Origin of the sequence: Sphingomicrobium sp. XHP0239 (assembly GCF_039555325.1) — a bacterium.
GTDB classification, from domain to species: Bacteria; Pseudomonadota; Alphaproteobacteria; order Sphingomonadales; family Sphingomonadaceae; genus Sphingomicrobium; species Sphingomicrobium maritimum.
In genome coordinates this window covers 2,224,355-2,247,302 of sequence record NZ_CP154608.1, presented here as the reverse complement: position 1 = coordinate 2,247,302, position 22,948 = coordinate 2,224,355, and the positions used below count along the sequence as shown (strand labels likewise).

The following is a 22,948-nucleotide window of genomic DNA, read 5'->3' as shown; positions in this document are numbered from 1 at the left end:
GACGTGGAGGCCGTGTCGCCGGCCAGCTGGATCGTGTCAGGCATTTTGCTGGGCGCCATCGTCGGCAGCTTTCTCGCAACGCTGGTCGTGCGTTGGCCCGAGGGGAAAGGCGCGCTGACAGGGCGCTCCGCCTGCGATGGGTGCGCGCGCACGCTTTCGCCGATCGAACTGGTTCCGATCGTCAGCTATGTCGTCCTGCGGGGGAGATGCCGAGCCTGCCACGCGCCGATCGCGCGGTCGCACGTCGGGATCGAAATCGGCGCCGCGGCGATCGGCGCTACTGCCTTTGCCATTCTGCCCGAAGCGGCCGGCCTCGCGCTCGCGGCGATGGGGTGGCTGCTGCTGGCGCTCGGCTGGCTCGACGCGCGCCACCTCTGGCTTCCCGATCCGCTCGTGCTGCTGCTCGCGGGGATTGGTCTGGCGGCAGCCCAATGGGTCACCGCAATCACGCTGACCGATAGACTGATCGGCGGAGCCGCGGCTTTTCTGCTGCTCGAAGGGCTGCGGCGGGGTTATCAACGATTGCGCGGCCACGACGGAATGGGGGCAGGCGACCCCAAACTGTTCGGGGCCATCGGCCTATGGACGGGCTGGGCGATGCTCCCACTCGTCCTGTTGATCGGCAGCGCCGCGTTGCTCGCCCTCGCACTGATACGCGGCAGCGTGCATGAACGAACCCACGAGCATCCGCTCGGCAGTGCGCTCGCCGCTGCCGCATTCCTCGTCGCCTGCCTGTTGGCCGACGGCCGGATCTAGGCGGCGTCGGCCTCGTTGGTGCTGATCGCGGGCGGCAGCGCGTCAGCCGCGATGCCATCATCCGACTTCTTGGGACGTCCACGTTTCTTGGGAGGACTGTCCTCGGATTTGGGTCCGCTATCGTCGCTCTTCGGCTTGCGCGTCCGCTTGGGCTTGTCCTGCTGCTGCTGCTGCTGCTGCTGATCGTCATCCTCGTCGTCGTCACGATCGCGCTTGGACGACTTGGACTTCTGAGGCTGCTGGTTCTGCTGCTGACGATCGTCCTTGGACGAGTTCATTTCCTCGAGCACGCGGTGATAATGGTCCGCGAACTGGAGATAATATTCAGCTTGCACGCGGTCGCCCTGCATCTGCGCGTCGCGCGCAAGGCCCTTGTACTTTTCGAGAAGCTGCGATGCGTTACCGCGATTGCGATTGCCCGAGGGATTGGGGCCGCCTCGCTGGCCACCGCGTCCGCGGCGGCGGTTCTGTCGATTACTGATCAACGTATATTACCCTTGTCGTTGGGCGCCCCCACAATGGAGCAGCGCCGGAAGACCGGGTCGGGCAAGGGGGCCCGCGGCCCGGTGAGAGCTGTTCCCGCTGCCGTTTCCGCGCCTACCGCGACCTGGGGTCGGTGGAAAGGCAGACATGCGGCGGGATGGATGAGCGGGGGCGTTCCGGACGATCGAGATCGATGGATGGCCCCGTTTCACCGAATGATGTAGCAACGAAGTCCTACGATTCCAACCCTTTTACGCGTCGCCGATCGTTGCAGCCACGACACGGTCCCGTCCCGCGAGATCGCGGGCGACCCGGGCGCGCAGGCCTTCCGCCTCGACCATGGCGCTGACGACCGCGGCCTGACGGTGCCCGATCTCGAGTAGCGCAATCCCTTCTGGCGTCATCATGCGTCGCAGGCGCGGCACGATGACCCGGTACGCGTCGAGACCGTCCGATCCCGCCATCAACGCCTCGCGCGGTTCATGTGCGGCCACGTCCGCCGCCAGTTCGGGGTCACCCTCGGCGATGTAGGGGGGGTTCGCCAGAACGAGATCGAACCGCTCTCCGCCCACCGCCGCGAAATCCTTCTCTTGGAAGTTCGCCCGCTCCGTCATGCGCAAGTCATCCGCATTCCGCCGTGCAAAGGCGAGCGCCCTGGAGGATAGATCGATGCCGAGGCCGCTCGCATCGGGCCACTCGTCGAGGGCTGCCAGCAACAGCGTTCCCGGCCCCGTGCCGAGGTCCAGAACGCGCGCCGGCCCCGGTGTCCCCGCAAAATGGGCCACCGCCTCGTCGAGCAGGGTCTCGCTGTCCGCACGGGGGATCAATGCTCCCGGTCCGACCATGAGCTCGATCGTCCAGAAGGCGCGGCGTCCGACGATATAGGCTATCGGCTCTCCCGCTGCGCGCCGTTCGACGAAAGCTTCGAAGGATGCAGGCAGCGATCGCTCCGGGTCGAGAAGCAGCGCGTCGCGCTCCAATCCCCCAGCATATGCGGCCAGCAATTCCGCATCCAGCCGCGGCGTGTCGCTCACGTTCGCCAAGCGCGCCGCCGCGGCGGTCAGCCGCCGTGCGGTATCGCTCACTCCGGCGCGTCGAGGCTCGCCAGCCGTTCGGCCTCGTCCTCGGCGATCAGCGCCTCGATCAGTTCGGACAGCGCCACCCCTTCCAATACCGCATCGAGCTTGTGAAGCGTGAGGTTGATCCGGTGATCGGTCACCCGTCCCTGCGGGAAATTGTAGGTCCGGATACGCTCCGACCGGTCGCCCGATCCGACCATCGACTTGCGCGCACCCGAACGCTCCGCATCGGCTATCGCGCGCTCATGTTCGTACAGCCGCGTGCGCAGGACCTTCATGGCCTTGGCCTTGTTCTTGTGCTGCGACTTCTCGTCCTGCTGGCTGACGACGAGGCCGGTGGGAATGTGGGTGATCCGGACCGCGCTGTCGGTCGTGTTGACCGACTGGCCACCGGGGCCTGACGCACGGAACACGTCGATGCGCAGGTCCTTGTCGTCGATCTGCACGTCGACCTCCTCGGCCTCGGGCAGCACCGCCACGGTTGCAGCCGATGTGTGAATACGTCCGCCGCTTTCGGTCGCGGGGACGCGCTGCACGCGGTGCACGCCGCTTTCGAACTTCAGCTTGGCGAACACGCCATTGCCCTTCACGGATGCGACCGCTTCCTTGTAGCCGCCGACATCGCTCACGCTCGCGCTGATCAACTCGACCTTCCAGCCCTGCTCTTCGGCGAACCGTTGATACATGCGCAGCAGATCGCCCGCGAACAGCGCCGCCTCGTCGCCGCCGGTCCCCGCACGGACTTCGAGCATCGCTGGCTTTTCGTCGGCCTTGTCCTTGGGCAACAACGCCAACGCCAACTGGCGCTCGACCTTGGGGATCGCCTTGTTGATGGCCTGCGCCTCGTCCTCCGCCATCTCGCGCATCTCGGGATCGTCGAGCATTTCGGCGAGATCGGCCTTCTCGGTGCGCAGGCGCCGCAGTTCGGACGCGATCTCGGCGACCGCCTCGACCTCGGCATATTCCTTGCCCAGCCGCACGATGTCCTGCGGGTCGAGGTCCGCCGCACTCATGCGTCGTTGCAGATCCTCCTTCTTGGCAAGGATCGCGTCGACCCGGTCGGGAGAAATGGTCGCCATACTTATTCCTCCTCGTCGGTGCCGAGCACAGCACGCATCTGCCGCTCGACCGCCAGTTCGGTGATCGCCTCGACCGCTGCCGCGGGCGCCAGCGCCTTCTGCTCGCCGGTGCTCAGCACCTTCACCTGCAATTCGCCCGCTTCGATCTCGTCGTCGCCGATGATGATCGCCGCCAGCGCGCCCGCCTCGTCGGCGCGGCTCATCCGCTTGCCCATCTTGCCGCTGGCGAACAGTTCACCCGCCAGCCCGGCCTTGCGCAGCGCCGTCACGACCGCGATGCCGAGCCCCTGGGCCTTGTCGCCCATCGGAAGCACCGCCGCATCGACCTTGCGCACGACCTCGCCGCCATCGAGCAGCATCGCCAGCCGCTCGATCCCCGCGGCCCAGCCGACGGCCGGCGTATGCGATCCGCCCAGCTGTTCGATCAGCCCGTCGTAACGCCCCCCCGCCAGAACGGTGCCCTGCGCGCCCAACTGGTCGGTGACGAATTCGAACGCGGTATGGCGATAGTAATCGAGCCCGCGCACCAGGTGCGGATCGAGTTCGTAGGCGACGCCCGCCGCATCGAGCCCCGCACGCACCTTTCCGAAGAAATCCTCCGCTTCGGCGCTCAAGTCCATCTGCGGCGCGCTCTCGGCAAACGGTCGATCGCGGGGGTCCTTGCTGTCGAGAATGCGCAGCGGATTGCGCTCCAGCCGGTCCTGCGAATCCTCGCTCAGCTCGTCGCGGTGGCTCGCAAAATGCTCGACCAGCGCGGCGCGCCACCGGTCACGACTTTCCGCATCGCCCAGCGTGTTGAGCTTCAGCCGAACCGCGCCGATCCCCAATTCTTCGAGCAGTTGTGCACCCATCGTCAGCAATTCGACGTCGGCCAGCGGTTCGGCGCTTCCGATCACCTCGGCGTCGAGCTGGTGAAACTGGCGATAACGACCCTTCTGCGGTCGTTCGTACCGGAACGCCGCCCCGTGCGTCGCAACCTTCATCGGGGCGTGCTGCTGCCAGCCCTCGGACAGGTAGGCGCGCGCAATCCCCGCGGTGAACTCGGGCCGCAAGGTCACCGATCCCTCGGAGCGCGATTCGAACGACCACATCTCCTTGGACACGACGTCGCTCGTTTCGCCCATCGTGCGGGCGAATACACCGGTCACCTCGAACACCGGCACTTCGACACGCGCGAAATTGTAAAGCCGCCGCACCCGGTCGAACGTCTCCACCACGTGCTGGAACCGCTCCGCTTCCTCGCCATAGAGGCTCTGCGTGCCCTTGATCGGCCTGAATTTATTCATGCAGCGAGCGGTTAGTCGCTCGGGCCAACGCAATCCACCCTTTTCGCCTTGGCCCTCCGCCCCCGCAGCGCTACAGGCCCGGCATGAACATCGACCTCATTCCCGTTGGCGACGATCCGCCGCACGAACTCAACGTCTTCATCGAAGTCCCGATCGGCGGCGAGCCGGTCAAGTACGAGTTCGACAAGAAATCGGGTGCCATGGTGGTCGATCGCATCCTGCACACGCCGATGCGCTATCCGACCAACTACGGCTTCATTCCCCAGACGTTGTGCGACGACGGCGATCCGCTCGACTGTCTGGTGATGACCCGCTGGTCGCTGCTTCCGGGCACGGTGATCGCCGCGCGGCCCGTCGGCGTCCTTCATCTCGAAGACGAAGCGGGAGGCGACGAGAAACTGCTGGCGGTGCCCGTGACCCGCGTTTCACCTTATTACGAGAGTGTCGAGAACCACACCGACCTGCCCCATATCGTGACCCAGCAGATCGAACACTTCTTCACCCACTACAAGGATCTGGAGAAGGAGAAATGGGTGCGCATCGGTCGCTGGGGCGACCGCGATGATGCGTTGAAGGTCGTGCGCGACGCGGTTGATCGCGTGGGGAAGGCCTAGCTTCCGCCACGCATCCGCTGAAACTGCTCGCGGATGAACCGCGTCGGCACGAACAGCTTGCGGATTTCCAGGCTGATCACCCGCCCCTCGGGACGCAGAAGATCGGCCTGATACCTTGGCGGCACGTTGCCGAACTCGTCGGTCACCTTGGGCCGATCGTTGAGCACATTGTCGATGCCCAGCTGGATCGAGGTGCCCCGAAGCCATGGTTCGCGCGACAGGAGATCGAGATTCTCGCCAAGATTGGCGTAGAGGTTGATGTCGAAGGTGCCGTAATCGGCAAAGCGTAGCTGTCCGATCCCGCTGTCCACCCGCGTGGTCGAATACCAGTCGACATCGACCCGCGCGCCCCAGCCGTTGTTGAACAGGCCGAACCGCCCCTCCAGCGTGTGACGCGACCGTCCGCCCGTCCCGCCGAGCGCGTCGCCGTCGAGATAATCGAGCAGCGGCCCGTCTTCGGCAATCAGCAGTTCGTCGGTGAAATTGATCTCGTGCGTGACGCTGGCCCACAACCGGCCGCCGCGATTGCCGCGTCCGCCGCCGAATCCGCCCGGACCGCCGCCGCCGCGACGTCCGCGTGCCTGCTGCTGTCCCTGCTGGGACTGCTGACCTTCCTGGGTCTGGCCTTCCTGGGCCTGACCCTGCTGGTTCTCGCCCTGTTGCCGGGTCTCGCTCTGGTTTTGCTGTTCACTCGACGGCCGCTGGCGGCCTTCGGGCGTCGGTGGTCCCTGCCGACCTTCGGACTGCGCGTTGGCGGCCTGCTGACGCTGCCCGCGCTGTCCTTCCAATCCGAGACGCGCGAAGCGCTCCCGGAAGCGCTGGATCGTCTCGGGGCTCGGCGGATCGGCTTCGAGCGTGTGGCGCAGCGAGAAGCCGTAGCGGAGGCTGTCGCGCCGCGATTGGGCGTAATTCACGGGCGTGAAGTCGACACTGACGAGATCGCCCATCGCATCGCGCACGAACCGGCCAGGGAACGCCGCCTCGATCTCGGGAGACACGGAGGGAAAACCGCCCTGCGGATTGTCGATCCGGGTCGAGACGAAATCGGCACGAAGATCGATGTCGATGTCGTCGTTGTCGATCGGCACTTCCCAGTTCGCGCCGAGGCTCCACACCTCGCGCGTATCGGCGACGAGGTCGGGGTTGCCGCCGGTAATCACCGGAATGAACACCGTTTCCCCAGTGGTGAAATCGAACACCCGTGCCAGCGGCTCGATGGTTACGGGATCGCCGAGCTGGGAAAGCGAGGGTGCGCCCTCCTCGCGCTGATAATTGACGCGCAGCCGCAGCCGGTCCGTCGGGCGCCAGTTCACGCCGCCGCCGAGCGCGGTCAGCGTGCCGAAGTCCGACAGTTCCTCGACGAGTCCGTTGAACCCGATCCCGATCTCGCCGACCGGACTGTCCTCGAGAAGCGGCGCATCGAGGTTGGCCGAAGCGAACAGCCGCGTGCGGTCGAGGGAGACATCCTCCTCGATCCCCGAAATCGTGTCGCTGCTGTCGATCGACAGATAGTTCACGCCGGCGCGGAAGGTCGGCCGCAATTCGCCCGCCGGCAGGTCGGCGATGACGCCCGACAATTGCCCGTCGAGGACCGCCTGCACACTGGTCGACAGCGCCTCGTTGCGCACCGGCGCACCGAACGCAAGATTGTTGAACGGACTCACGCGCGGATCGAGCGCGTCGAGATCCGCCTGGATCGCCTCGACGTTCACCCCGCGATCGGTGCGGGTGCGCGTTTCCGTGACGTCGAGCGTGCCGTTCGACGACCAGAGCCAGTCGCCCGGAGGCGAATTCAGGATGAAGGCCAACGCTCCCGTGCGCGAACGCCGGTCGCGCGCCAAGGCGCCAAAGTTCGTGGCGCGCAACACTTCGGTATCGACACCATCGATCGCGAACGGGCTATCTGCCGGCACGTTGAGCCGCGCGACGTCCGGTCCCAGGAGACTCTGACCGATACCTTCGGACAGCTCGCCGTTGACCGTCAGGTCGATCTCCCCGAGCGGCCGCTTGATGACCGTCGACAGCGACAAATCCTCGCTACTGCCTTCCAGCGTGCGGAAGGGGCGGGGGTCGATCGCGCCTTCCAGCGTCTCGATAGGTTCGAGGGCGATATCGCGCTCGTTCTCGGTGAGCTTGCCCTGGGTTTCATATTCGAACTCGAAGGTCGTCCGCTTGCCGGGCGACAGCATCAGGCGATCGGCCTCGAACTCGAAGCCCGCGCGCCCGCCATCGGTCGGGGCCCGCATTTCGGTTTCCAGCGTCGTCGAGAAGAAATTCTCGCGCAGCACGAAATTCACCACCCGCTGGTCGGCGCTGTAGCCATAGGTCAACGCGACTTCCTCGGCGAGGATGTCCATCCGCTCGATCGCCTCGGGCGGAAGCCCGCGCAGCTCGCGGAATCCCGAAATCCGCCGCCCGTCGATCAGCAGGACGGGCCGTCCGCCGCCGCGCCCGCGGTTGGAGCCGATTTCCGGCTGGAGAGCCTCCAGCAGTTCCTCGACGCTGCGCGCGCCGGTCGCAGCGATGTCGCGCGCATCGAGCGTCACGATCGGCTCGGCATCGCCGACCACCGATCCGCGCGGCCGCCCGGCGGTGATCACGATTCCGTCGTCGTCGGCGATTGGCTCATCGACCACCGGCACCGGATCGGGTTGAACGGTCTCCTCGTCGACCGCATCGTCGACATCCTGCGCCTCTGCCGGCGCATCCTGCGGCGCGGGAATGGGCGTGGGGTCCTGGGGTGCTTCCTGCGCGAGCATCGCAGCGATGGCGCCAAGGGCGGTTCCGGTGATGTGCATGAAATTCCTGGTTCCTACAGCGGGCAGCGCATTTCCCGACTGGCCTTCCGGGAGCGCGCCTGCAATCGTCCCCTTGTAACGTGATGTCGCGAGGGAGGTTGCAGTGCACCATCGTTCCAAGGTCTGGATTGCAGGCGCTTTTCTACTAACGGCCTGCACGTCGGACGAACGGCCCGCACCGCTCGCTCCCCTGTCCGCGCCTACCGGAGCCGCACAAACGACTGCCGCCGCGATCGAACGGATCGAAGCGCGCGACGACGAGATCCGCGCGGTCATCGCGCTCGACCCGACGGCAATGGAACAGGCGCGCCGTCTCGAGGAAGGCCCGACGAGCTCTCCGCTTCACGGCATGCCTGTCCTCCTCAAGGACAATATCGAGACCGCCGGCCCGCTGGCGACCACCGCAGGCAGCCTCGCGCTCGCCGACAACGTCACCGGGCGCGACGCGCCGCTGGTCGCGGGCCTCCGCGCTGCCGGAGCGGTCATCCTCGGCAAGACCAACCTGTCCGAATGGGCGAATTTCCGCAGCGAGAATAGCAATTCGGGCTGGAGCGCCGTGGGTGGGCAGACGGTCAATCCGTGGGCGATGGACCGTTCCCCGTGCGGTTCATCGGCAGGGTCCGGCGCGGCGGTCGCCGCAGGATATACCGACTATGCCGTCGGCACCGAAACCAACGGGTCGATCACCTGCCCCGCGGCAATGAACGGCGTCGTCGGATTCAAGCCCTCGGTCGGCATGGTCAGCCGCACCCATATCGTTCCCATCAGCGTCACGCAGGACACCGCGGGCCCGATGACGCGCACCGTGGCGCAAGCGGCGCAGATGATGGACGCAATGGCGGGCAGCGACCCCGCCGATCCCGCCACTGCCGATGCCGACCGCTACAAGGGCCGCTTCGTCCCCGCCCTTTCCGGCGCCACCCTCCGAGGCAAGCGACTGGGCGTCCTTCAGTTCGCGACCGGGTTCGAGACCGACGCGGCGTTCGCGCGCGCCAGGGCGCTGCTCGAGGCGCAGGGCGCCATCCTAGTCGAAATCGAGGAAATCGGGGCCGACCGCCTCGACGGGCAGTTGTCCTACGACATCCTGCTCACCGAGTTTCGCGACGGGGTGAACCGATACCTCGCGACCACCGACCCCGCGCAGGTCCCCACGCGCACGCTCGCCGACCTCATCGTCTTCAACGCGTCGAACGCGCGCGAGCTCGCCATCTTCGATCAGTCGATCTTCGAGAAAGCGGAGGAGACGCGGATCGACGACGATTATCGCGACAAGGTGAAGCAGAACCTCGAATGGTCGGGCCGGAACGGCATCGACCGGTTGCTGTCGGAAAACGATCTGGATGCGCTCATCTTCCCGACAACCGCGCCTGCGATGCTGATCGACCATGTGCATGGCGACAGCTGGAACGGTGGCGGGGCAGGCTATCTGGCGGCGTGGGCGGGCTATCCGCACCTCACCGTACCGATGGGGCTGTCGAAAGGACTGCCGGTGGGGTTGAGCTTCGTCGGCACCAAGTGGGACGATCCGGCGATCCTCGCGCTCGGCCACGCCTACGAGCAGGCGCGGGGCGATTTCCCCCGCCCGACCTTCGCCCGGTCGACCAGCGACCTCGCGCCGTTCGCGCCCTACGTCGAGCCCGCGAACTAGGCCTCGATCATCTCGTGGCCCGGAGCGGCCGGACGCGAGGCGATCCACACGCCCGCGATGATGGCCGCGCCGCCCGCGACGGTCCACGGCAGCGGCACTTCGCCGAACAGGAGAAACCCGAACGCCGCGGCCCACAGGAAACCCGCATATTCGCTGGCGCTCAGATAGCTGGCGGTGGCGCGGCGATAGGCCCAGGCCAGCAGGATCGTCCCCGCCACCCCGGTGACCGCCGCCGCGACGATCGCGATCTCCTGACCCTCCGGATATTGCACACCGCCGCCCACGCCGACGCCGATGATCCAGAAGAGGCTGGCGGGGATGAGATAGAGAAACAGCGCGATCTCGATTGGATCGGCGACCTGCGACTGCTGCCGCATCAGGATGATGTTAAAGCTGTAGAGCACCGCCGAACCGAGGATCATGAGCGCCCCCACGAAAGCGGCTTCGCCCATGTCGGCCTGCGCCTGCCCGAAGAAGATCAGGAGGGTTCCGGAAAAGGCCACGATGCTGCCCAGAACACTCGCGCCCTCGACCTTTTCGCCGAGCAGGAGACGCGCCCAGAACAGGGCGAACAGCGGCGCCATGAATGCGAGCGCGATCGCCTGCGCCATCGGGACCCGTTCCAGCCCCGAGAAGAACAGCAACGCCATCGGCACGCCCAGCACGCCGCGCATGACATGCAATCGCACCGCCGTGCGCGTCGGGCGCGTCTTGCGGAGAAGGACGTAGGCCAGCACCACCAGCGGCACCGACGCCGCCAGTCGCCAGCACAGCGCATCGAGCGCCCCGACGTCGAGGCTCATCGCCTTGACCGCGCCATCCATCGCCGACAGGCAACCGACGCCGAGAACGGCGACGAGAAAGGCACTCAGGGGATTGGCGGCGCGCGACATGGCGCGCGATCTGCCCCAAATTCGCGGGTTGCGCCAGCGACTAGCGCAGCACCATCGTATCGCCGTCCATCTCGATCCTTCCCGCCCGGGTGAGGAAGCTCTGGCCGAGCAGGTTCATCGTTCCGCCCTCGATGATCGTCGCCTCGATGTCGCGGACGACCTTGCCGCCGACGCGGACCTCGGTCAGCGTGACCGGCTTGCCGCGTACCTCGCCCGAAACCTGCCGTCCCACGACATGGAATTCGTGGGGGTCGAACGGCAGCCCCAGCCGCCGCGCATCGGCCTCGGTCAGCGCGATGCCCGTCGCGCCGGTGTCGACCAGAAAGCGCACGCTCGTCCCGCCGATCACGGCATCGGTATAGAAATGCCCGCCTGGGCCGCGTTCGAATTCGACCGCGCTCGAGTAGGTCGGAACAGGGGGCATAGGCGCCGCGGATGCCGCGACAATCGGAGCGGTCGCGGCATCGACCATCAGCGTTTCGGCGGATCTGTCGTCCGCGGCCGCCACCTCCATCGCGGCGGGATCGGCCATGACGGCGACCAGCGCAGCGAAGACGACCACCATGAGGGCGAAATATTTCATGCCTTCCGCCCTATGCGATGCCGGTAAAGAAAAGCCTATGCGCGGGCGCAGCGCCGATTTTCGTCCGCCATCGCGATCATGCTCGCGGCGTGGCGATCCGCGACCGCGCGCGGATCGTTGCCGTAGCCGCCGCCGAGCGCGCTCGCGACCGGAATGCCGCGATGCCGCGCCGTGTGCACCACGAACCGGTCGCGTGCCTCCAGCCCCGCGCTGGTCAGCCCCAATCGACCCAATTTGTCGTCCTCGTGCGGATCGACCCCTGCCTGATAGAGAATCAGGTCCGGCGCGACGTCCCCGACGATCGGGACCAGTTCGCGCTTCAACGTCGCCAGATAGTCCGCGTCCCCCGTCCCGTCGGGCAGCCCGACATCGCGGTCGCTCGCCGCCTTGCGCACCGGAAAGTTCTTTTGCGCGTGCATCGAGAAAGTGAAGACGTCGCTCCGTCCCGCCGTCAGGCTCGCGGTGCCGTCGCCCTGGTGCACGTCGAGATCGACGATCAAAATGCGTTCGGCGTCGTCCTCCGCGATCAACCGGTTCGACGCCACGGCGAGGTCGTTGAACACGCAATAGCCCGCGCCTGTATCGTAGAGCGCATGGTGCGACCCCGCCGCGCTGTTCGCGGCATAGCCATGCTCGATCGCCAGCTTCGCCGCGAGCCACGTGCCGCCATTGGTGTGTCGCACCCGGTCGCGGATCCGCGCGGTCACCGGGAAACCGATCCGCCGTTCTTTGTCCCTCGGAACCGCCACGTCGAACACCTCCGCGACATAGGCAGGGTCATGCACCGCCTCGAGCCATTCGCGCGGCATCGCCGGCGGCGCATGCTCGGTCATCGCGATCCCCGCCTCGCGCAACGCCACCATCACGAGCTGATACTTGTCGAACCGGAACGTCCCCCGCTCCGGCTTCGGCTGCATGTAATCGACGTGATGGACGACGTGGAGCAGAGGATTATCGGCCCCGATACCTAATGAGACGATACTTCGGCCCAGGGTTCTGCAATTCGTCGTGCTTGAATCCACAAATCTCTTTGGCGAAACGCAGCGGCACATCGAAAAAATAGTCGGCCGAAGGATCATCGGCCTGCGCGGCCTTCGCGTCGGCAATTGCATCGTCCAACCCCTGTGGACCGCCAGCAAAGACGTCGAGATGATCATGGCCCCGTGGGGCAGCATGAACTAGACCCCACTCCATCACGCCGCCCTGCGCGAAAGACGCAACCGAGATCATTGCGGTTTCATCGATCTGCACGGTGACGATTGGAAACGCACGGCTAAGTAGCACACCGAAATCCGCATCGAATTTCTCATCGTCTTCCGACCACACCAGCGCCCATCCATTGCCGAGATCGCACGCGCACTCGCCCTCAGGAATGTCGATCGTCGTGCCGGTTGTTTCAGCCCGAAGGAGGTGGAGTAAGGATTCGAGGGGCGCCATGGCTGCAACCCAGCTGACCCGATACCCCATTGCCTAATGCGCCGGGACGAAGGCCTCGGCCTCGCCGGCCTCGATCTTCGCCGCCTTTTCCTCGACCAGCCTTACGATGTGATCGACCATGCTCTCGTTCTCGATGTGATGGTCCTTGACGCCCGACAGATACACCATGTGGCTGCCGTTGCCGCCACCGGTCACGCCGATGTCGGTCTCGCGCGCTTCGCCCGGGCCGTTCACGACGCAGCCGAGAACGCTGAGGCTCATCGGCGTCTTGATATGCTGCAACCGGTCTTCGAGCGTCTGGACCGTGCGGATGACGTCGAACCCCTGCCGCGCACAGCTCGGGCAGCTCACCACCCGCACGCCGCGCGAGCGGAGCCCCAAGGACTTCAGGATCTCGAAGCCGACGCGCACCTCTTCCTCGGGCTCGGCGCTCAGGCTCACGCGGATCGTGTCGCCGACCCCCGCCCAGAGAAGCGAACCGATGCCGAGTGCCGACTTCACCGTCCCGCCGATCAGCCCGCCCGCCTCGGTAATGCCGAGGTGCAGCGGACAATCGACCTGCGCGGCGAGTTCGGAATAGGCCGCCACCGCCAGCATCAGGTCCGACGCCTTCACCGCGACCTTGAATTCGTGAAAGTCGTGGTCCTGCAGGATCCTGATGTGATCCATCGCGCTTTCGACCAGTGCCTCGGGACAGGGTTCGCCGTACTTTTCCAGCAGATGCTTCTCGAGGCTCCCTGCATTCACCCCGATGCGGATCGCGCAGCCGTTGGCCTTGGCCGCGCGAATGACTTCCTTGACCCGCTCGTCCGACCCGATGTTGCCGGGATTGATGCGCAGACACGCCGCGCCCGCGTCCGCCGCTTCCAGCGCGCGCTTGTAATGAAAATGGATGTCCGCGACGATCGGCACTTCGGCGGCCCTGACGATCTCGGGCATCGCGGCGGTGGAGTCGGTGTCGGGACAGGAAACGCGGATGATATCCGCGCCCGCTTCCTCGCAGCGGCGAATCTGGTCGATCGTCGCCTTCGCATCGGAGGTAAGCGTGTTGGTCATGGTCTGCACCGAAATCGGCGCATCGCCCCCGACGGGGACCTTGCCGACCATGATCTTGCGGGACTGTCGGCGCTCGATCTGGCGCCACGGACGAAGTGAGGACATGCCACCGATATAGACGTCCTGGCGTGGCAATCCAATGACGCTTGCCTTTTCGCCCGTCGCCGCGCCAATCATCGCGCATGGAATTGACCGACCATCGCAACGAGGAAGACGGCCCGCTGCTGTTCGGCCGGGTGCTCGACGGACGCGGCGGCGGTCGACCGATCGGGTGGAACGAGGCCAAGGCCTGGAACCCCGCCGGCCCCGGCGAACTCCTCTGGCTCCACCTTTGCCGCACCCACGACGAGGCCGAACCCTGGCTCGAGAACGCGCTGGGCCTTCCCGAACCGGTCGCCGAAATGCTGACCGACGACGGCAATCGGCCCCGCGCCTATCGCGACGGCGACCAGCTCGTCGCGGTCCTGCGCGGCATCAACTTCAATCCGGGCGCGGAGCCCGAGGACATGATCTCGATGCAGCTCTGGTCCGACGGCACCCGCCTCGTCACGCTGCGGCGCGAGCCGCTGCAGACCCCGCGCGACGTGCTCGCCGCCATCGATTCGGGGACCGGCCCCGCCGATGCGGGTGCGCTCGTCACCGAACTGGTCGAACAGATCATCGCGCGCATGAACAAGTCGATCGTCGACATGAACATGGTGATCGACGATCTGGAAGACGCCGACATCGACGACGAGCGCGACGAGATCCTCGAACGCACCAGCGCCATTCGCCGCAACTGCCTTGCCCTCAAGCGCCATATGGGGCCGCAGCACGGAGCACTGGAAGCCATCGCCAAGGCGCGCCTCCCCTGGTTCGAGGAGCACGACCGGCGCGAGATCGCCGAGACGATCGAGCGCCTGCGCCGCTATCTCGACGATATCGACGTCTCGATGGAATCCGCCGTCGTGCTGCAGGACGAACTGCGCGCCCGCGCGCTCGCCAGCAGCGACAAGACCAATTATCTCCTCACCCTCGTCGCCTCGATCTTCCTCCCGCTGGGCTTCCTGACCGGTCTGCTCGGCATCAATGTCGGCGGCATGCCGGGGACCGACGATGCCGATGCCTTCTGGATCGTCGTCTATGCCTGCGGCGGGCTCCTCGTCGTGCAGGTGCTTCTGTTCATGCTGTGGCGATGGTGGTCGCAGCGCCGCTGACGGATCGGCGAGCCGGTCGCACGCGTTATCCCCACGAACCATCCATTCGGGGAGAACAGAATCATGCCCACCATCCTGATCACCGGCGCCAGCCGAGGCATCGGCCGCGAACTTGCCGAACAATATAGCCGCGACGGCTGGGACGTCATCGCCACCGCCCGCGACCAACTGGACATCGCCGACCTCAACAAGCTGGACAATGTCCGCGCTCACCGCCTCGACGTGAAGGACGCGGGCGAGGTCGATCGGTTCGTCGACGAACTGGGCGACCAGACGATCGACGTCTTTCTCAACAATGCCGGCATCTACGGCCCGCGCGAGGTCGAACGCGACGGTTGGCTGGACGTCCTCGAGATCAATGCCGTCGCCCCGACGATCCTGGCGCAGCGGTTGAAGGACAGGGTCGCCGGGTCGGAGCAGAAGAAGATGGCGGTGGTCACCTCCAAGATGGGATCGATCGCCGACAACGGGTCGGGAGGCTCGATCCCCTATCGCAGCTCCAAGGCGGCGGTGAACGCCGCGTGGAAAAGCCTCGCCAACGACATGAAGTCGGACGGCATCAGCGTCGTGATGCTCCACCCCGGCTGGGTGAAGACCGACATGGGCGGCGAGAATGCCAATATCGACACGCAGACGAGCGCCACCGGTCTGCGCCAGCGGATCGACGAGACCAGCGTCGACAATACGGGCCGTTTCGTCGCCTACGACGGTGCCGACATTCCCTGGTAGCATTTCCCCGACTGGTATTCGGCGGCGGGCGCGCTAGGCTGCGGGGCATGACCCGCTTTGCCCTTGCGCTCGCCGCGCTCATCGCCCTCCCTGCCACCGCCCCATCGACGGCCCGCGCGCAGGAGGCCGAACCTCGATGGAGCCTCGTCATCCACGGCGGTGCGGGCACGATCCGGCGCGAGAGCATGACCCCGGAAAAGGACGCGGAAATCCGCGCCAAGCTCGACGAAGCGCTCGTCGCGGGCAGCGAGATCCTGGCGGCAGGCGGATCGAGCCTCGACGCCATCCAGGCGGCGATCATGGTTCTGGAGGACGATCCTAACTTCAACGCGGGGCGCGGTGCGGTCTTCACCTGGGAAGGCACCAACAGCCTCGATTCCTCGATCATGCGCGGCGATACGCTGGAGGCGGGCGCGGTCGCTGGCCTGTCGACGACAAAGAACCCCATCCTCGCCGCCCGCGCGGTCATGGAGCAGAGCCCGCACGTCCTGCTCTCGGGCGAGGGCGCCGATACATTCGCGAGCGAGCAGGGCATCGAGCAGGTCGATCCCGACTATTTCTACACGCAGGAGCGCTACGACGCGCTGACCCGTTTCAAGGAAAACGCGATGCGCGGTGCCAATTCCGAGCAGTTGGAGGTCGATTACAAGTTCGGCACCGTCGGCGCGGTCGCAATGGACGTGAACGGCGTCATCTCCGCGGGCACCTCGACGGGCGGCATGACCGGCAAGCGCTGGGGCCGCATCGGCGACAGCCCGATCATCGGGGCGGGGACGTATGCGAACGATCTGTGCGGCGTGTCGGCGACCGGGACTGGGGAATATTTTATTCGCCTGAATGTAGCGGCCGCGCATTGCAGTCAGGTCGGACTGAATTTCCACTCGGCGCAAGACGCGGCGCGTCGTTTTGAACTGCTGCGACAGCGCGAAGATAGCGACGCTGGTATCGTCTACGAAAGCTTTGAGCCCGCCACACCTGCCGAGATTTCGAGACTGAGCGGCAACCGTATCATCCGCAAGGTCGGCGAGCTCGGCGGTTCCGGCGGGATCATCTATCTCGCGCCCGACGGTACCCCCGGGTGGAGCTTCGACACTCCCGGGATGTACCGCGGCAGCGCCACCAGCGCCGATGGCCGCACCGTCGCCATCTACGGCGACGAGGAGTAAGGCCTACTCCGCCTTGATGAACGCCGCGATGGCCGTCGCGACGGCAGGGTCGATCGTCAGGTCCGCGTCGGCATAGGTCGCGATATTCTCCATGCGCGTCGCCCCTTGGCGCACCGGCTTGAAGGCATGGTTCACGCCCGGAATGTCGACCCTCGTCGCGCCCGGCTGTCCAGCGCTCAGCGCGTCGGCATCGGCCTCCATGACCTGCACGTCCTCTCCCAGCGACACGATCAGCATCGGCACCGCCACCCGTCCCGCCAGCGCGGCCGGATCGGCAGCGCCGAGGTCGATCAGATAAGGCTGTATCGACGGATTGAACATCGGTCGGAGCGGCGCCGGCAGCGTCTCCACATCGAACGTCTCCCCGGCCCGCAGTGCATCAAGTCCGGCGACCGTCAGCTCCATCCACGCCTCGGGGATCTGGCCGTCCAGCTGGCTTTCGATGACGTTGAGCAACGGCCGACCGGGCGTCGCCAGCAGCAGGACGCCGCACAAACCCTCGGGATTGCGCGCCGCCTCGGTCAGCGCCACGACGCCGCCCTCCGAATGGCCTGCCAGCCAGACGCAGTCCCTCCCCCGATCGCGCAACAGGTCGACGAAGGCGCGCGCATCATCGGCGTAGGCGTCGAGCGTCACGTCGTTGCCGTTGGCGATGGCCGCGGCAGACCCGAACATCCCGCGCTTGTCGTAGCGCAGGACCGCGATCCCCTGCCGGTTCAGCGCGTCGGCAAGCTGCACGAACACCTTTCCCTTGAGCGCCAGCATATTGTCGCCGTCACGATCCGTCGGACCCGATCCGGGGATCAGCACCATCGCCGGTCCCTCGGCGGGGCCGCTCAGCGTTCCCGCCAACGGCCCGTCCGGTCCCGCAACCGTCACTTCCTCGGGCTCCTGCGCCGCCAGCATCATCGCCATCACAACCTCGATCATCACCACGTATCCTTGTCCTTGCCCCATCGCCATTGCCAGCCGCCGGGCGTCTTGGCCCATGCTACCCACATGAAGATGAGCGTAAGCGAAACGGTGATCGCGACGAAGACCGTTTCCCGTTCCGGCAACAGCAACAGGGCCGCCAACCCGATGCCGGCGAAATACAGCGCCATCGCGACCCAGCCCTGCCAACTGCTCGGCGGCCCCGACCCGAAGCCGAACCGCTTGGCATAGAACCAGCCGTCGTGGTGCTTGCCGCTCATTCGAACCCTCCCAATGCCACGAACATGGTGCCGCCGATCAGAACCATCAGGCAGGCGCCCGCAATGGCGTAGAGCCAAATGCCGGGCAGGATGCCCTCGTAGGGTCGGAAATGATCGTCTACTCCGGTCTCTGGCCGGTCGCTCTTGTGGCTCAAGGGATCGCTCCGGTTCGTAGCAGGATCGCCAGCGCGGTGGCCGCGATCCCCCACGACAGCAGCAGCGGCGTCCAGCGCCATTCGATCTTCCGGTCTTCGGTCATCCTCGTTCTCCTCAGTCCTTTTTCGGGGGCCTTCCGCGCTTCACGGGCTTCGGCGGATCGAGCTTCACGCCGCGTTCCTTCAGCGCCTCGCGCAGCAGGATCTCGATCTCGGCATTGGCCGAGCGCAGTTCCGTCGCCGCCAGTCGCTCGATCGCCGCGTAGAGCGCGGGATCGAGCCGCAGGGGAAAGGCTTTTCGCTTGTTCGCCATCGCGGCGGGGCGTCGCCCTCTTCCCTAGCTGTACAGGCTGCCGGCGTTGACGACGGGTTGAGTGTCACGTTCGCCGCACAGCACCACCATGAGGTTCGACACCATCGCCGCGCGCCGCTCGTCGTCCAGTTCGACCACTTGGCGCTTCGACAGATCGGCCAGCGCCTGCTCGACCATTCCGACCGCGCCTTCGACCAATGTCTGGCGCGCCGCGACCACCGCCTGCGCCTGCTGTCGCCGCAGCATCGCCGAAGCGATTTCCTGCGCGTAGGCAAGGTGGGTGAACCCGCATTCGTCAACGGTGATCCCCGCGACCCGCAGCCGTTCGCGCACCTCCCGCAGCAGTTCGATACCAACTTCTTCCAGATGCCCGCGCAACGTGATGTCGTCGGTGTCGAAATCGTCATAGGGGTGGCGGCTCGCGACCGTGCGGATCGCCACCTCCACCTGGACGCGGACGAATTCCTTGTAGTCGTCGACGTCGAACACCGCCTGCGCAGTATCGACCACGCGCCAGACGACCTGCGCCGCCATCTCGATCGGATTGCCGCGGCTGTCGTTCACCTTGATGCGGTCGGAGATGAAGTTGTTGGCGCGTACCGACACCTTCTGCTTGCCCAGCCACGGCCACACCCAGCGCAGCCCGTCGGTCCTGTCGGTCCCCTTGTAGGTGCCGAACAACGTGATGACCGCCGCTTGGTTGGGCTGCAGCATGTAGAAACCGACGCTGACGAAGATGAACAGGAGCGGCACGAGGATGATGCCGACGATCGACAGGACGCCCGGATCGTCCGCGCGCACCGCGCTCAATACTGCCCACACCTCCGCCGCGACCAGCGCGAGCAGCACCAGCAGCACCGGATAGCCCGTCATCGTCGATGCCGACCGCTCGTCGCTGGCGATCAACCTGCCTTCCACCACTTCCACCATCATGCTCCTCCTTTTTTCTGATATCACTTTTATATCGGACTGATACGAAGGTCAAGATCGACCGAGGCCGCTTCAATTCGCTCCGCCACAAGGCTAGGGCTGGAGGTGCCATGGATATCTACCTCCCCATCGCCGAAATGGCGGTCAACGCGCTCATCATCGTGGCGCTGGGCGGGCTGGTCGGTGTCCTGTCGGGGTTGTTCGGGGTCGGCGGCGGCTTCCTCACCACCCCCTTGCTGATCTTCTATGGCGTGCCGCCGACCGTGGCGGTCGCCAGCGCCACCACCCAGGTCACCGGCACCAGCGTATCGGGCGCGGCCGCGCACATGCGCCGGGGCGGGATCGACTTCCCGATGGCGGGGGTGATGATCGTTGGCGGGATCATGGGCAGCCTCATCGGTGTCGGGCTGTTCCGCCTGCTGCAGGCGTCGGGCCAGTTCGACCTCGTCATCGGCTTTCTCTACGTCCTGCTGCTGGGCGGGATCGGCGGCCTCATGCTCCGCGATGCGGTTGTGGCGCTGGGGTGGGTCGACCCGCCGAAGCGCAAGGGGCCGCGCAGGCGTCACCATCGCTGGATCGCAGCGCTGCCGCTGCGCTGGCGCTTCTACGCGTCGGGGCTCTACATCTCGCCGATCGCGCCTGCGCTCGTGGGTCTGGGCGCGGGGATCCTGACCGTCCTGCTCGGCGTAGGCGGCGGATTCATCGTGATCCCGGCGATGATTTACGTGCTGGGGATGGCGGCGCGGGTCGTCGTCGGAACCAGCCTCGTGATGATCCTCGCGGTCAGCGCCTTCACCACCCTCGTCCACGCCCTGACGACGCAGGCGGTCGACATCGTCCTCGCGATCCTGCTGCTGTTCGGCAGCGTCGTCGGCGCGCAATATGGTGTGCTGATCGCGCACAAGGTGAAACCCGACCTGCTGCGCCTCGCGCTGGCGGTCATCATTCTCGCGGTCGCGGCGCGGATGCTGCTGGGGCTCACCTATCGCCCCGACGACATTTTCACGGTCACGATCCTGTGATTCGCCTGCTGGCCCTTGCCCTTGTCTGGGTCGCGGCGGTCGGCGCCGCGCCGGTGCTCGTGCCCGACGTGTCCTCGCGCCAGGTCCAGATCCAGACCAGTTTCACGGGCGAGGAACTGCTCCTGTTCGGCGCGATCATCTATCCTGACGCGATGCCCGAAGGCGGGGCCGACATCGCAGTCGTCCTGCGCGGTCCCGCCGACAGTATCCTCGTGCGCGAGAAGCGGCGCGTCGCGGGCGTCTGGGTCAATGCCGATTCGCACCTCTTCCGCTCCGCGCCCGGTTTCTACGCCGTCGCCAGCAGCGCACCGCTCGACGACCTCGTCGATGAACGCACCGCCGCCATCTACGAGCTCGGTCTCGCCAATCTCCAGCTGTCGCCCGGCCCCGGCCAGGAAGCGCAGACCGAGCGCCGGATCGAAACGGGCTTCATCGATCTCATGCGCGAACGGCAGCTCTATGCCGAATATCCCGACGGCGTCGACGTCACCGACGGCGTGCTCTACCGCGCGCGGATCGCCATCCCGAGCCGCGTGCCCGTCGGGGATTATACCGCCGAAACCTTCCTCATCGCCGACGGCCGCATTCTCGCGGTCGCCACCCGCGACGTCGCCATCGGGAAGACCGGGTTCGAACGGTTTGTGGCGCTCGCGGCCGAACGGCGCCAGGGGTGGTACGGTCTCGTCGCGGTGCTCGTCTCGCTCGGTCTCGGCGCGTTCGCGGCCTTCGTCTTCGCCCGTCGCACCTGAAGCATCGGCTTAAAGGGAAAGTTTACCGTCTCTTGCAATAAGCGACGGCCAACGAATCCCTAATGCGAGAGCGAGCCGACGGAATGACCGACCAACCGAACCTCAACGCCTTCCTGTCGGAACTGAAGACCTACGCCGACGGCGACACGCCCACGGGTGATGCGACGCCCTTCGTTTCCGCCCCGATCGGGCACGTGACCGAGATTGCGGGTTCGGGCTCGTCGATCACCATCGAGATTGAACGCCTCCACCAGCTCGCCGAGGAAGACGATCCCGCGCTGCGGCTGTCGGGACAGGTCGGCAGCCAGGTCAAGATGGCGCAGGGCAAGAACTGGCTGATCGCCAACGTGCGCGAGATGCGCGCGGGCGAGAAGAACAATGTGATCGCCAAGGTCGACTTCCTCGGCGAGGGCAAGCGCGAGGAAAGCGGCCGCCTGTCGAGCTTCAAGCGCGGCGTCACCCGCTTCCCCATTCCGGGCGCCGAAGTCTTCCCCGTCACCACCGCCGACCTCAAGAGCGTCTTTGCCGCCGACAGCCGCCCGCATATCGAGATCGGCACGGTCTATCCGACCGACGACATCCGCGGCGCGCTCTACATCGACCCGATGCTCGGCAAGCATTTCGCCATTCTCGGATCGACGGGCACGGGCAAGTCGACCTCGGTCGCGCTGATTCTGCACCGGATTTCGCAACTCAGCCCCGAGGGTCATATCGTGATGATCGATCCTCACGGCGAATATTCGGCCGCGTTCAAGAACCACGGCGAGATCTTCAACGTCGACAATCTCCAGCTGCCCTACTGGCTGATGAACTTCGAGGAACATTGCGAAGTGCTCCTCACTTCTGACGGGGCCGAGCGGCAGCGCGACGAGGACATTCTCGCCAAGTGCCTCCTCGAGGCGCGCAGCCGCAACAAGATGGCCGCCGAATATGGCAAGGTCACCGTCGACAGCCCGATCCCCTATCTGCTGACCGACCTCAACCAGATCATCGTCGCGGAAATGGGCAATCTCGATCGCGCGGGCGAAGCGACCCCCTACAAGCGCATCAAGAACAAGCTCGACGAGCTGCGCTCCGACCCGCGTTTCACCTTCATGTTCTCGGGCATGATGGTGTCGGACACGATGCACCAGTTCATCGCCAAGATGTTCCGACTGCCCGCCAACGGCCGCCCGATCAGCATCATCGACGTCTCGGGCGTTCCGTCCGAAGTCACCTCGACGGTGGTCAGCGTGCTCGCGCGCATGGTCTTCGACTATGCCATCTGGTCGCGGACCGAGGCGCTGCGCCCGCTGCTGCTCGTCTGCGAGGAAGCGCACCGTTACGTGCCCAAGGACGACAGTTCGGGCCGGGGCCAGTCCGTCCGCCGCATCCTCGAACGGATCGCCAAGGAAGGCCGTAAATACGGCGTCTCGCTCGGTCTCATCACCCAGCGCCCGTCCGATCTCGCCGAAGGTGTGCTGTCGCAGTGCGGCACGATCCTTTCGATGCGTCTCAACAACGAGCGCGACCAGGACATGGTGCGCGCCGCGATGCCCGAAGGCGCGCGCGGTTTCCTCGACGCCATTCCGGCGCTTCGCAACCGCGAGGTCATCGTCTGCGGCGAAGGCGTGAACATTCCGATCCGTGTCAGCTTCGACACGCTCGAAGCCGAAAAGCGCCCTGCCTCGTCCGACCCCAGTTTCGCCGAAATGTGGCGCGACGTCGGCGACGAGGAAGGGATCATCGGTCGTGTCGTCAAACGCTGGCGCGGGCACGGCAAGTAAGTCTTAACCCTCTTCCT

Annotated in this window: 24 protein-coding genes; 9 read left to right on the top strand and 15 right to left on the bottom strand. The window is 66.0% G+C overall.

Annotated features, from left to right (window positions below):
• Positions 1-3: 3 nt before the first annotated feature.
• Positions 4-756: a prepilin peptidase gene (locus WJT74_RS11395; protein ID WP_343344978.1), complete on the top strand. Its 753-nt coding sequence runs from the start codon at positions 4-6 to the stop codon at positions 754-756.
• On the opposite strand, the gene WJT74_RS11390 is transcribed toward WJT74_RS11395, so the two are convergent.
• The 4 genes from WJT74_RS11390 to hisS form a co-directional block, all read right to left on the bottom strand.
• Positions 753-1,241 (bottom strand): DUF4167 domain-containing protein, encoded by a 489-nt coding sequence (locus WJT74_RS11390; RefSeq protein WP_343344977.1) that lies wholly within the window; start codon positions 1,239-1,241, stop codon positions 753-755. The genes WJT74_RS11395 and WJT74_RS11390 overlap by 4 nt on opposite strands.
• Before the next feature lie 249 nt (positions 1,242-1,490).
• Entirely contained in the window at positions 1,491-2,324 is an 834-nt protein-coding gene (gene prmC / locus WJT74_RS11385) for a peptide chain release factor N(5)-glutamine methyltransferase (RefSeq protein WP_343344975.1), read from the bottom strand.
• Positions 2,321-3,397 (bottom strand): peptide chain release factor 1, encoded by a 1,077-nt coding sequence (gene prfA / locus WJT74_RS11380; protein WP_343344973.1) that lies wholly within the window; start codon positions 3,395-3,397, stop codon positions 2,321-2,323. Before prfA ends, prmC begins: the two co-directional genes overlap by 4 nt.
• A gap of 2 nt (positions 3,398-3,399) precedes the next feature.
• Entirely contained in the window at positions 3,400-4,683 is a 1,284-nt protein-coding gene (hisS, locus tag WJT74_RS11375; RefSeq protein WP_343344971.1) for a histidine--tRNA ligase, read from the bottom strand.
• Between the two features lie 83 nt (positions 4,684-4,766).
• On the opposite strand from hisS, the gene ppa reads away from it, so the two are divergent.
• Complete coding sequence (gene ppa / locus WJT74_RS11370) at positions 4,767-5,297, top strand: inorganic diphosphatase (RefSeq protein WP_343344969.1); 531 nt, start codon at positions 4,767-4,769, stop codon at positions 5,295-5,297.
• Here the strand turns inward: ppa and WJT74_RS11365 are convergent.
• A complete protein-coding gene (locus WJT74_RS11365; protein ID WP_343344966.1) occupies positions 5,294-8,095 on the bottom strand; it encodes a hypothetical protein in 2,802 nt (933 codons plus the stop codon). The two genes, ppa and WJT74_RS11365, sit on opposite strands and share 4 nt — an antisense overlap.
• Positions 8,096-8,198: 103 nt before the next feature.
• On the opposite strand from WJT74_RS11365, the gene WJT74_RS11360 reads away from it, so the two are divergent.
• Positions 8,199-9,743, top strand: a complete 1,545-nt coding sequence (locus WJT74_RS11360; RefSeq protein WP_343344963.1) for an amidase — start codon at positions 8,199-8,201, stop codon at positions 9,741-9,743.
• On the opposite strand, the gene WJT74_RS11355 is transcribed toward WJT74_RS11360, so the two are convergent.
• From WJT74_RS11355 to ispG, 5 genes are read right to left on the bottom strand one after another with little or no spacing between them, the layout of a single operon-like run.
• Positions 9,740-10,636 (bottom strand): DMT family transporter, encoded by an 897-nt coding sequence (locus tag WJT74_RS11355; protein WP_343344960.1) that lies wholly within the window; start codon positions 10,634-10,636, stop codon positions 9,740-9,742. The two genes, WJT74_RS11360 and WJT74_RS11355, sit on opposite strands and share 4 nt — an antisense overlap.
• 40 nt (positions 10,637-10,676) lie before the next feature.
• The gene (locus WJT74_RS11350) at positions 10,677-11,219 is read right to left on the bottom strand and encodes a retropepsin-like aspartic protease family protein (RefSeq protein ID WP_343344958.1); all 543 of its coding nucleotides are present in this window, start codon (positions 11,217-11,219) and stop codon (positions 10,677-10,679) included.
• Positions 11,220-11,254: 35 nt separating this feature from the next.
• Positions 11,255-12,136, bottom strand: a complete 882-nt coding sequence (locus WJT74_RS11345) for a histone deacetylase family protein (protein ID WP_343344956.1) — start codon at positions 12,134-12,136, stop codon at positions 11,255-11,257.
• A gap of 34 nt (positions 12,137-12,170) precedes the next feature.
• The gene (locus WJT74_RS11340) at positions 12,171-12,656 is read right to left on the bottom strand and encodes a hypothetical protein (protein ID WP_343344953.1); all 486 of its coding nucleotides are present in this window, start codon (positions 12,654-12,656) and stop codon (positions 12,171-12,173) included.
• A gap of 33 nt (positions 12,657-12,689) precedes the next feature.
• Entirely contained in the window at positions 12,690-13,817 is a 1,128-nt protein-coding gene (gene ispG / locus WJT74_RS11335) for a flavodoxin-dependent (E)-4-hydroxy-3-methylbut-2-enyl-diphosphate synthase (RefSeq protein ID WP_343348186.1), read from the bottom strand.
• Positions 13,818-13,894: 77 nt separating this feature from the next.
• On the opposite strand from ispG, the gene WJT74_RS11330 reads away from it, so the two are divergent.
• The 3 genes from WJT74_RS11330 to WJT74_RS11320 all read left to right on the top strand — a co-directional run bounded on the left by WJT74_RS11330 (position 13,895) and on the right by WJT74_RS11320 (position 16,803).
• Positions 13,895-14,908, top strand: a complete 1,014-nt coding sequence (locus tag WJT74_RS11330) for a CorA family divalent cation transporter (protein ID WP_343344951.1) — start codon at positions 13,895-13,897, stop codon at positions 14,906-14,908.
• 63 nt (positions 14,909-14,971) lie between these two features.
• The gene (locus WJT74_RS11325) at positions 14,972-15,637 is read left to right on the top strand and encodes an SDR family oxidoreductase (RefSeq protein WP_343344949.1); all 666 of its coding nucleotides are present in this window, start codon (positions 14,972-14,974) and stop codon (positions 15,635-15,637) included.
• A gap of 47 nt (positions 15,638-15,684) precedes the next feature.
• Complete coding sequence (locus WJT74_RS11320) at positions 15,685-16,803, top strand: isoaspartyl peptidase/L-asparaginase family protein (RefSeq protein ID WP_343344947.1); 1,119 nt, start codon at positions 15,685-15,687, stop codon at positions 16,801-16,803.
• A 3-nt stretch (positions 16,804-16,806) separates the two neighbouring features.
• Here WJT74_RS11320 and WJT74_RS11315 read toward each other — a convergent pair whose 3' ends face one another.
• The 5 genes from WJT74_RS11315 to WJT74_RS11295 all read right to left on the bottom strand — a co-directional run bounded on the left by WJT74_RS11315 (position 16,807) and on the right by WJT74_RS11295 (position 19,397).
• On the bottom strand, positions 16,807-17,733 hold the full coding sequence (locus tag WJT74_RS11315; protein WP_343344946.1) for an alpha/beta hydrolase: 927 nt from the start codon (positions 17,731-17,733) through the stop codon (positions 16,807-16,809).
• Positions 17,733-17,996 (bottom strand): hypothetical protein, encoded by a 264-nt coding sequence (locus WJT74_RS11310; protein ID WP_343344944.1) that lies wholly within the window; start codon positions 17,994-17,996, stop codon positions 17,733-17,735. The genes WJT74_RS11315 and WJT74_RS11310 overlap by 1 nt, the downstream gene beginning before the upstream one ends.
• On the bottom strand, positions 17,993-18,151 hold the full coding sequence (locus tag WJT74_RS11305) for a hypothetical protein (RefSeq protein WP_343344941.1): 159 nt from the start codon (positions 18,149-18,151) through the stop codon (positions 17,993-17,995). Before WJT74_RS11305 ends, WJT74_RS11310 begins: the two co-directional genes overlap by 4 nt.
• 115 nt (positions 18,152-18,266) lie before the next feature.
• Positions 18,267-18,464, bottom strand: a complete 198-nt coding sequence (locus tag WJT74_RS11300) for a toxin-antitoxin system HicB family antitoxin (protein WP_343344938.1) — start codon at positions 18,462-18,464, stop codon at positions 18,267-18,269.
• A gap of 24 nt (positions 18,465-18,488) precedes the next feature.
• Positions 18,489-19,397 (bottom strand): SPFH domain-containing protein, encoded by a 909-nt coding sequence (locus WJT74_RS11295; protein ID WP_343344934.1) that lies wholly within the window; start codon positions 19,395-19,397, stop codon positions 18,489-18,491.
• A 107-nt stretch (positions 19,398-19,504) separates the two neighbouring features.
• Here WJT74_RS11295 and WJT74_RS11290 point away from each other — a divergent pair, with 107 nt between their 5' ends.
• The 3 genes from WJT74_RS11290 to WJT74_RS11280 all read left to right on the top strand — a co-directional run bounded on the left by WJT74_RS11290 (position 19,505) and on the right by WJT74_RS11280 (position 22,931).
• Positions 19,505-20,416, top strand: coding sequence for a sulfite exporter TauE/SafE family protein (locus WJT74_RS11290; protein ID WP_343344931.1), 912 nt, complete (start codon positions 19,505-19,507; stop codon positions 20,414-20,416).
• Entirely contained in the window at positions 20,413-21,165 is a 753-nt protein-coding gene (locus WJT74_RS11285; RefSeq protein WP_343344929.1) for a TIGR02186 family protein, read from the top strand. The genes WJT74_RS11290 and WJT74_RS11285 overlap by 4 nt, the downstream gene beginning before the upstream one ends.
• Before the next feature lie 83 nt (positions 21,166-21,248).
• Complete coding sequence (locus WJT74_RS11280; RefSeq protein WP_343344927.1) at positions 21,249-22,931, top strand: ATP-binding protein; 1,683 nt, start codon at positions 21,249-21,251, stop codon at positions 22,929-22,931.
• Positions 22,932-22,948: the final 17 nt, after the last annotated feature.

What these genes read in the sequence shown, in the direction of transcription:
- WJT74_RS11330 (WP_343344951.1), top strand. Translation starts at nt 13,895, where the DNA reads ATGGAATTGACCGACCATCGCAACGAGGAAGACGGCCCGCTGCTGTTC.
- WJT74_RS11355 (WP_343344960.1), bottom strand. Translation starts at nt 10,636, where the DNA reads ATGTCGCGCGCCGCCAATCCCCTGAGTGCCTTTCTCGTCGCCGTTCTC.
- hisS (WP_343344971.1), bottom strand. Translation starts at nt 4,683, where the DNA reads ATGAATAAATTCAGGCCGATCAAGGGCACGCAGAGCCTCTATGGCGAG.
- WJT74_RS11350 (WP_343344958.1), bottom strand. Translation starts at nt 11,219, where the DNA reads ATGAAATATTTCGCCCTCATGGTGGTCGTCTTCGCTGCGCTGGTCGCC.
- WJT74_RS11300 (WP_343344938.1), bottom strand. Translation starts at nt 18,464, where the DNA reads ATGGCGAACAAGCGAAAAGCCTTTCCCCTGCGGCTCGATCCCGCGCTC.
- ppa (WP_343344969.1), top strand. Translation starts at nt 4,767, where the DNA reads ATGAACATCGACCTCATTCCCGTTGGCGACGATCCGCCGCACGAACTC.
- WJT74_RS11295 (WP_343344934.1), bottom strand. Translation starts at nt 19,397, where the DNA reads ATGATGGTGGAAGTGGTGGAAGGCAGGTTGATCGCCAGCGACGAGCGG.
- WJT74_RS11280 (WP_343344927.1), top strand. Translation starts at nt 21,249, where the DNA reads ATGACCGACCAACCGAACCTCAACGCCTTCCTGTCGGAACTGAAGACC.
- WJT74_RS11290 (WP_343344931.1), top strand. Translation starts at nt 19,505, where the DNA reads ATGGATATCTACCTCCCCATCGCCGAAATGGCGGTCAACGCGCTCATC.
- WJT74_RS11340 (WP_343344953.1), bottom strand. Translation starts at nt 12,656, where the DNA reads ATGGCGCCCCTCGAATCCTTACTCCACCTCCTTCGGGCTGAAACAACC.
- ispG (WP_343348186.1), bottom strand. Translation starts at nt 13,817, where the DNA reads ATGTCCTCACTTCGTCCGTGGCGCCAGATCGAGCGCCGACAGTCCCGC.
- WJT74_RS11325 (WP_343344949.1), top strand. Translation starts at nt 14,972, where the DNA reads ATGCCCACCATCCTGATCACCGGCGCCAGCCGAGGCATCGGCCGCGAA.
- WJT74_RS11345 (WP_343344956.1), bottom strand. Translation starts at nt 12,136, where the DNA reads ATGCAGCCGAAGCCGGAGCGGGGGACGTTCCGGTTCGACAAGTATCAG.
- WJT74_RS11320 (WP_343344947.1), top strand. Translation starts at nt 15,685, where the DNA reads ATGACCCGCTTTGCCCTTGCGCTCGCCGCGCTCATCGCCCTCCCTGCC.
- WJT74_RS11310 (WP_343344944.1), bottom strand. Translation starts at nt 17,996, where the DNA reads ATGAGCGGCAAGCACCACGACGGCTGGTTCTATGCCAAGCGGTTCGGC.
- prfA (WP_343344973.1), bottom strand. Translation starts at nt 3,397, where the DNA reads ATGGCGACCATTTCTCCCGACCGGGTCGACGCGATCCTTGCCAAGAAG.
- WJT74_RS11365 (WP_343344966.1), bottom strand. Translation starts at nt 8,095, where the DNA reads ATGCACATCACCGGAACCGCCCTTGGCGCCATCGCTGCGATGCTCGCG.
- WJT74_RS11315 (WP_343344946.1), bottom strand. Translation starts at nt 17,733, where the DNA reads ATGATCGAGGTTGTGATGGCGATGATGCTGGCGGCGCAGGAGCCCGAG.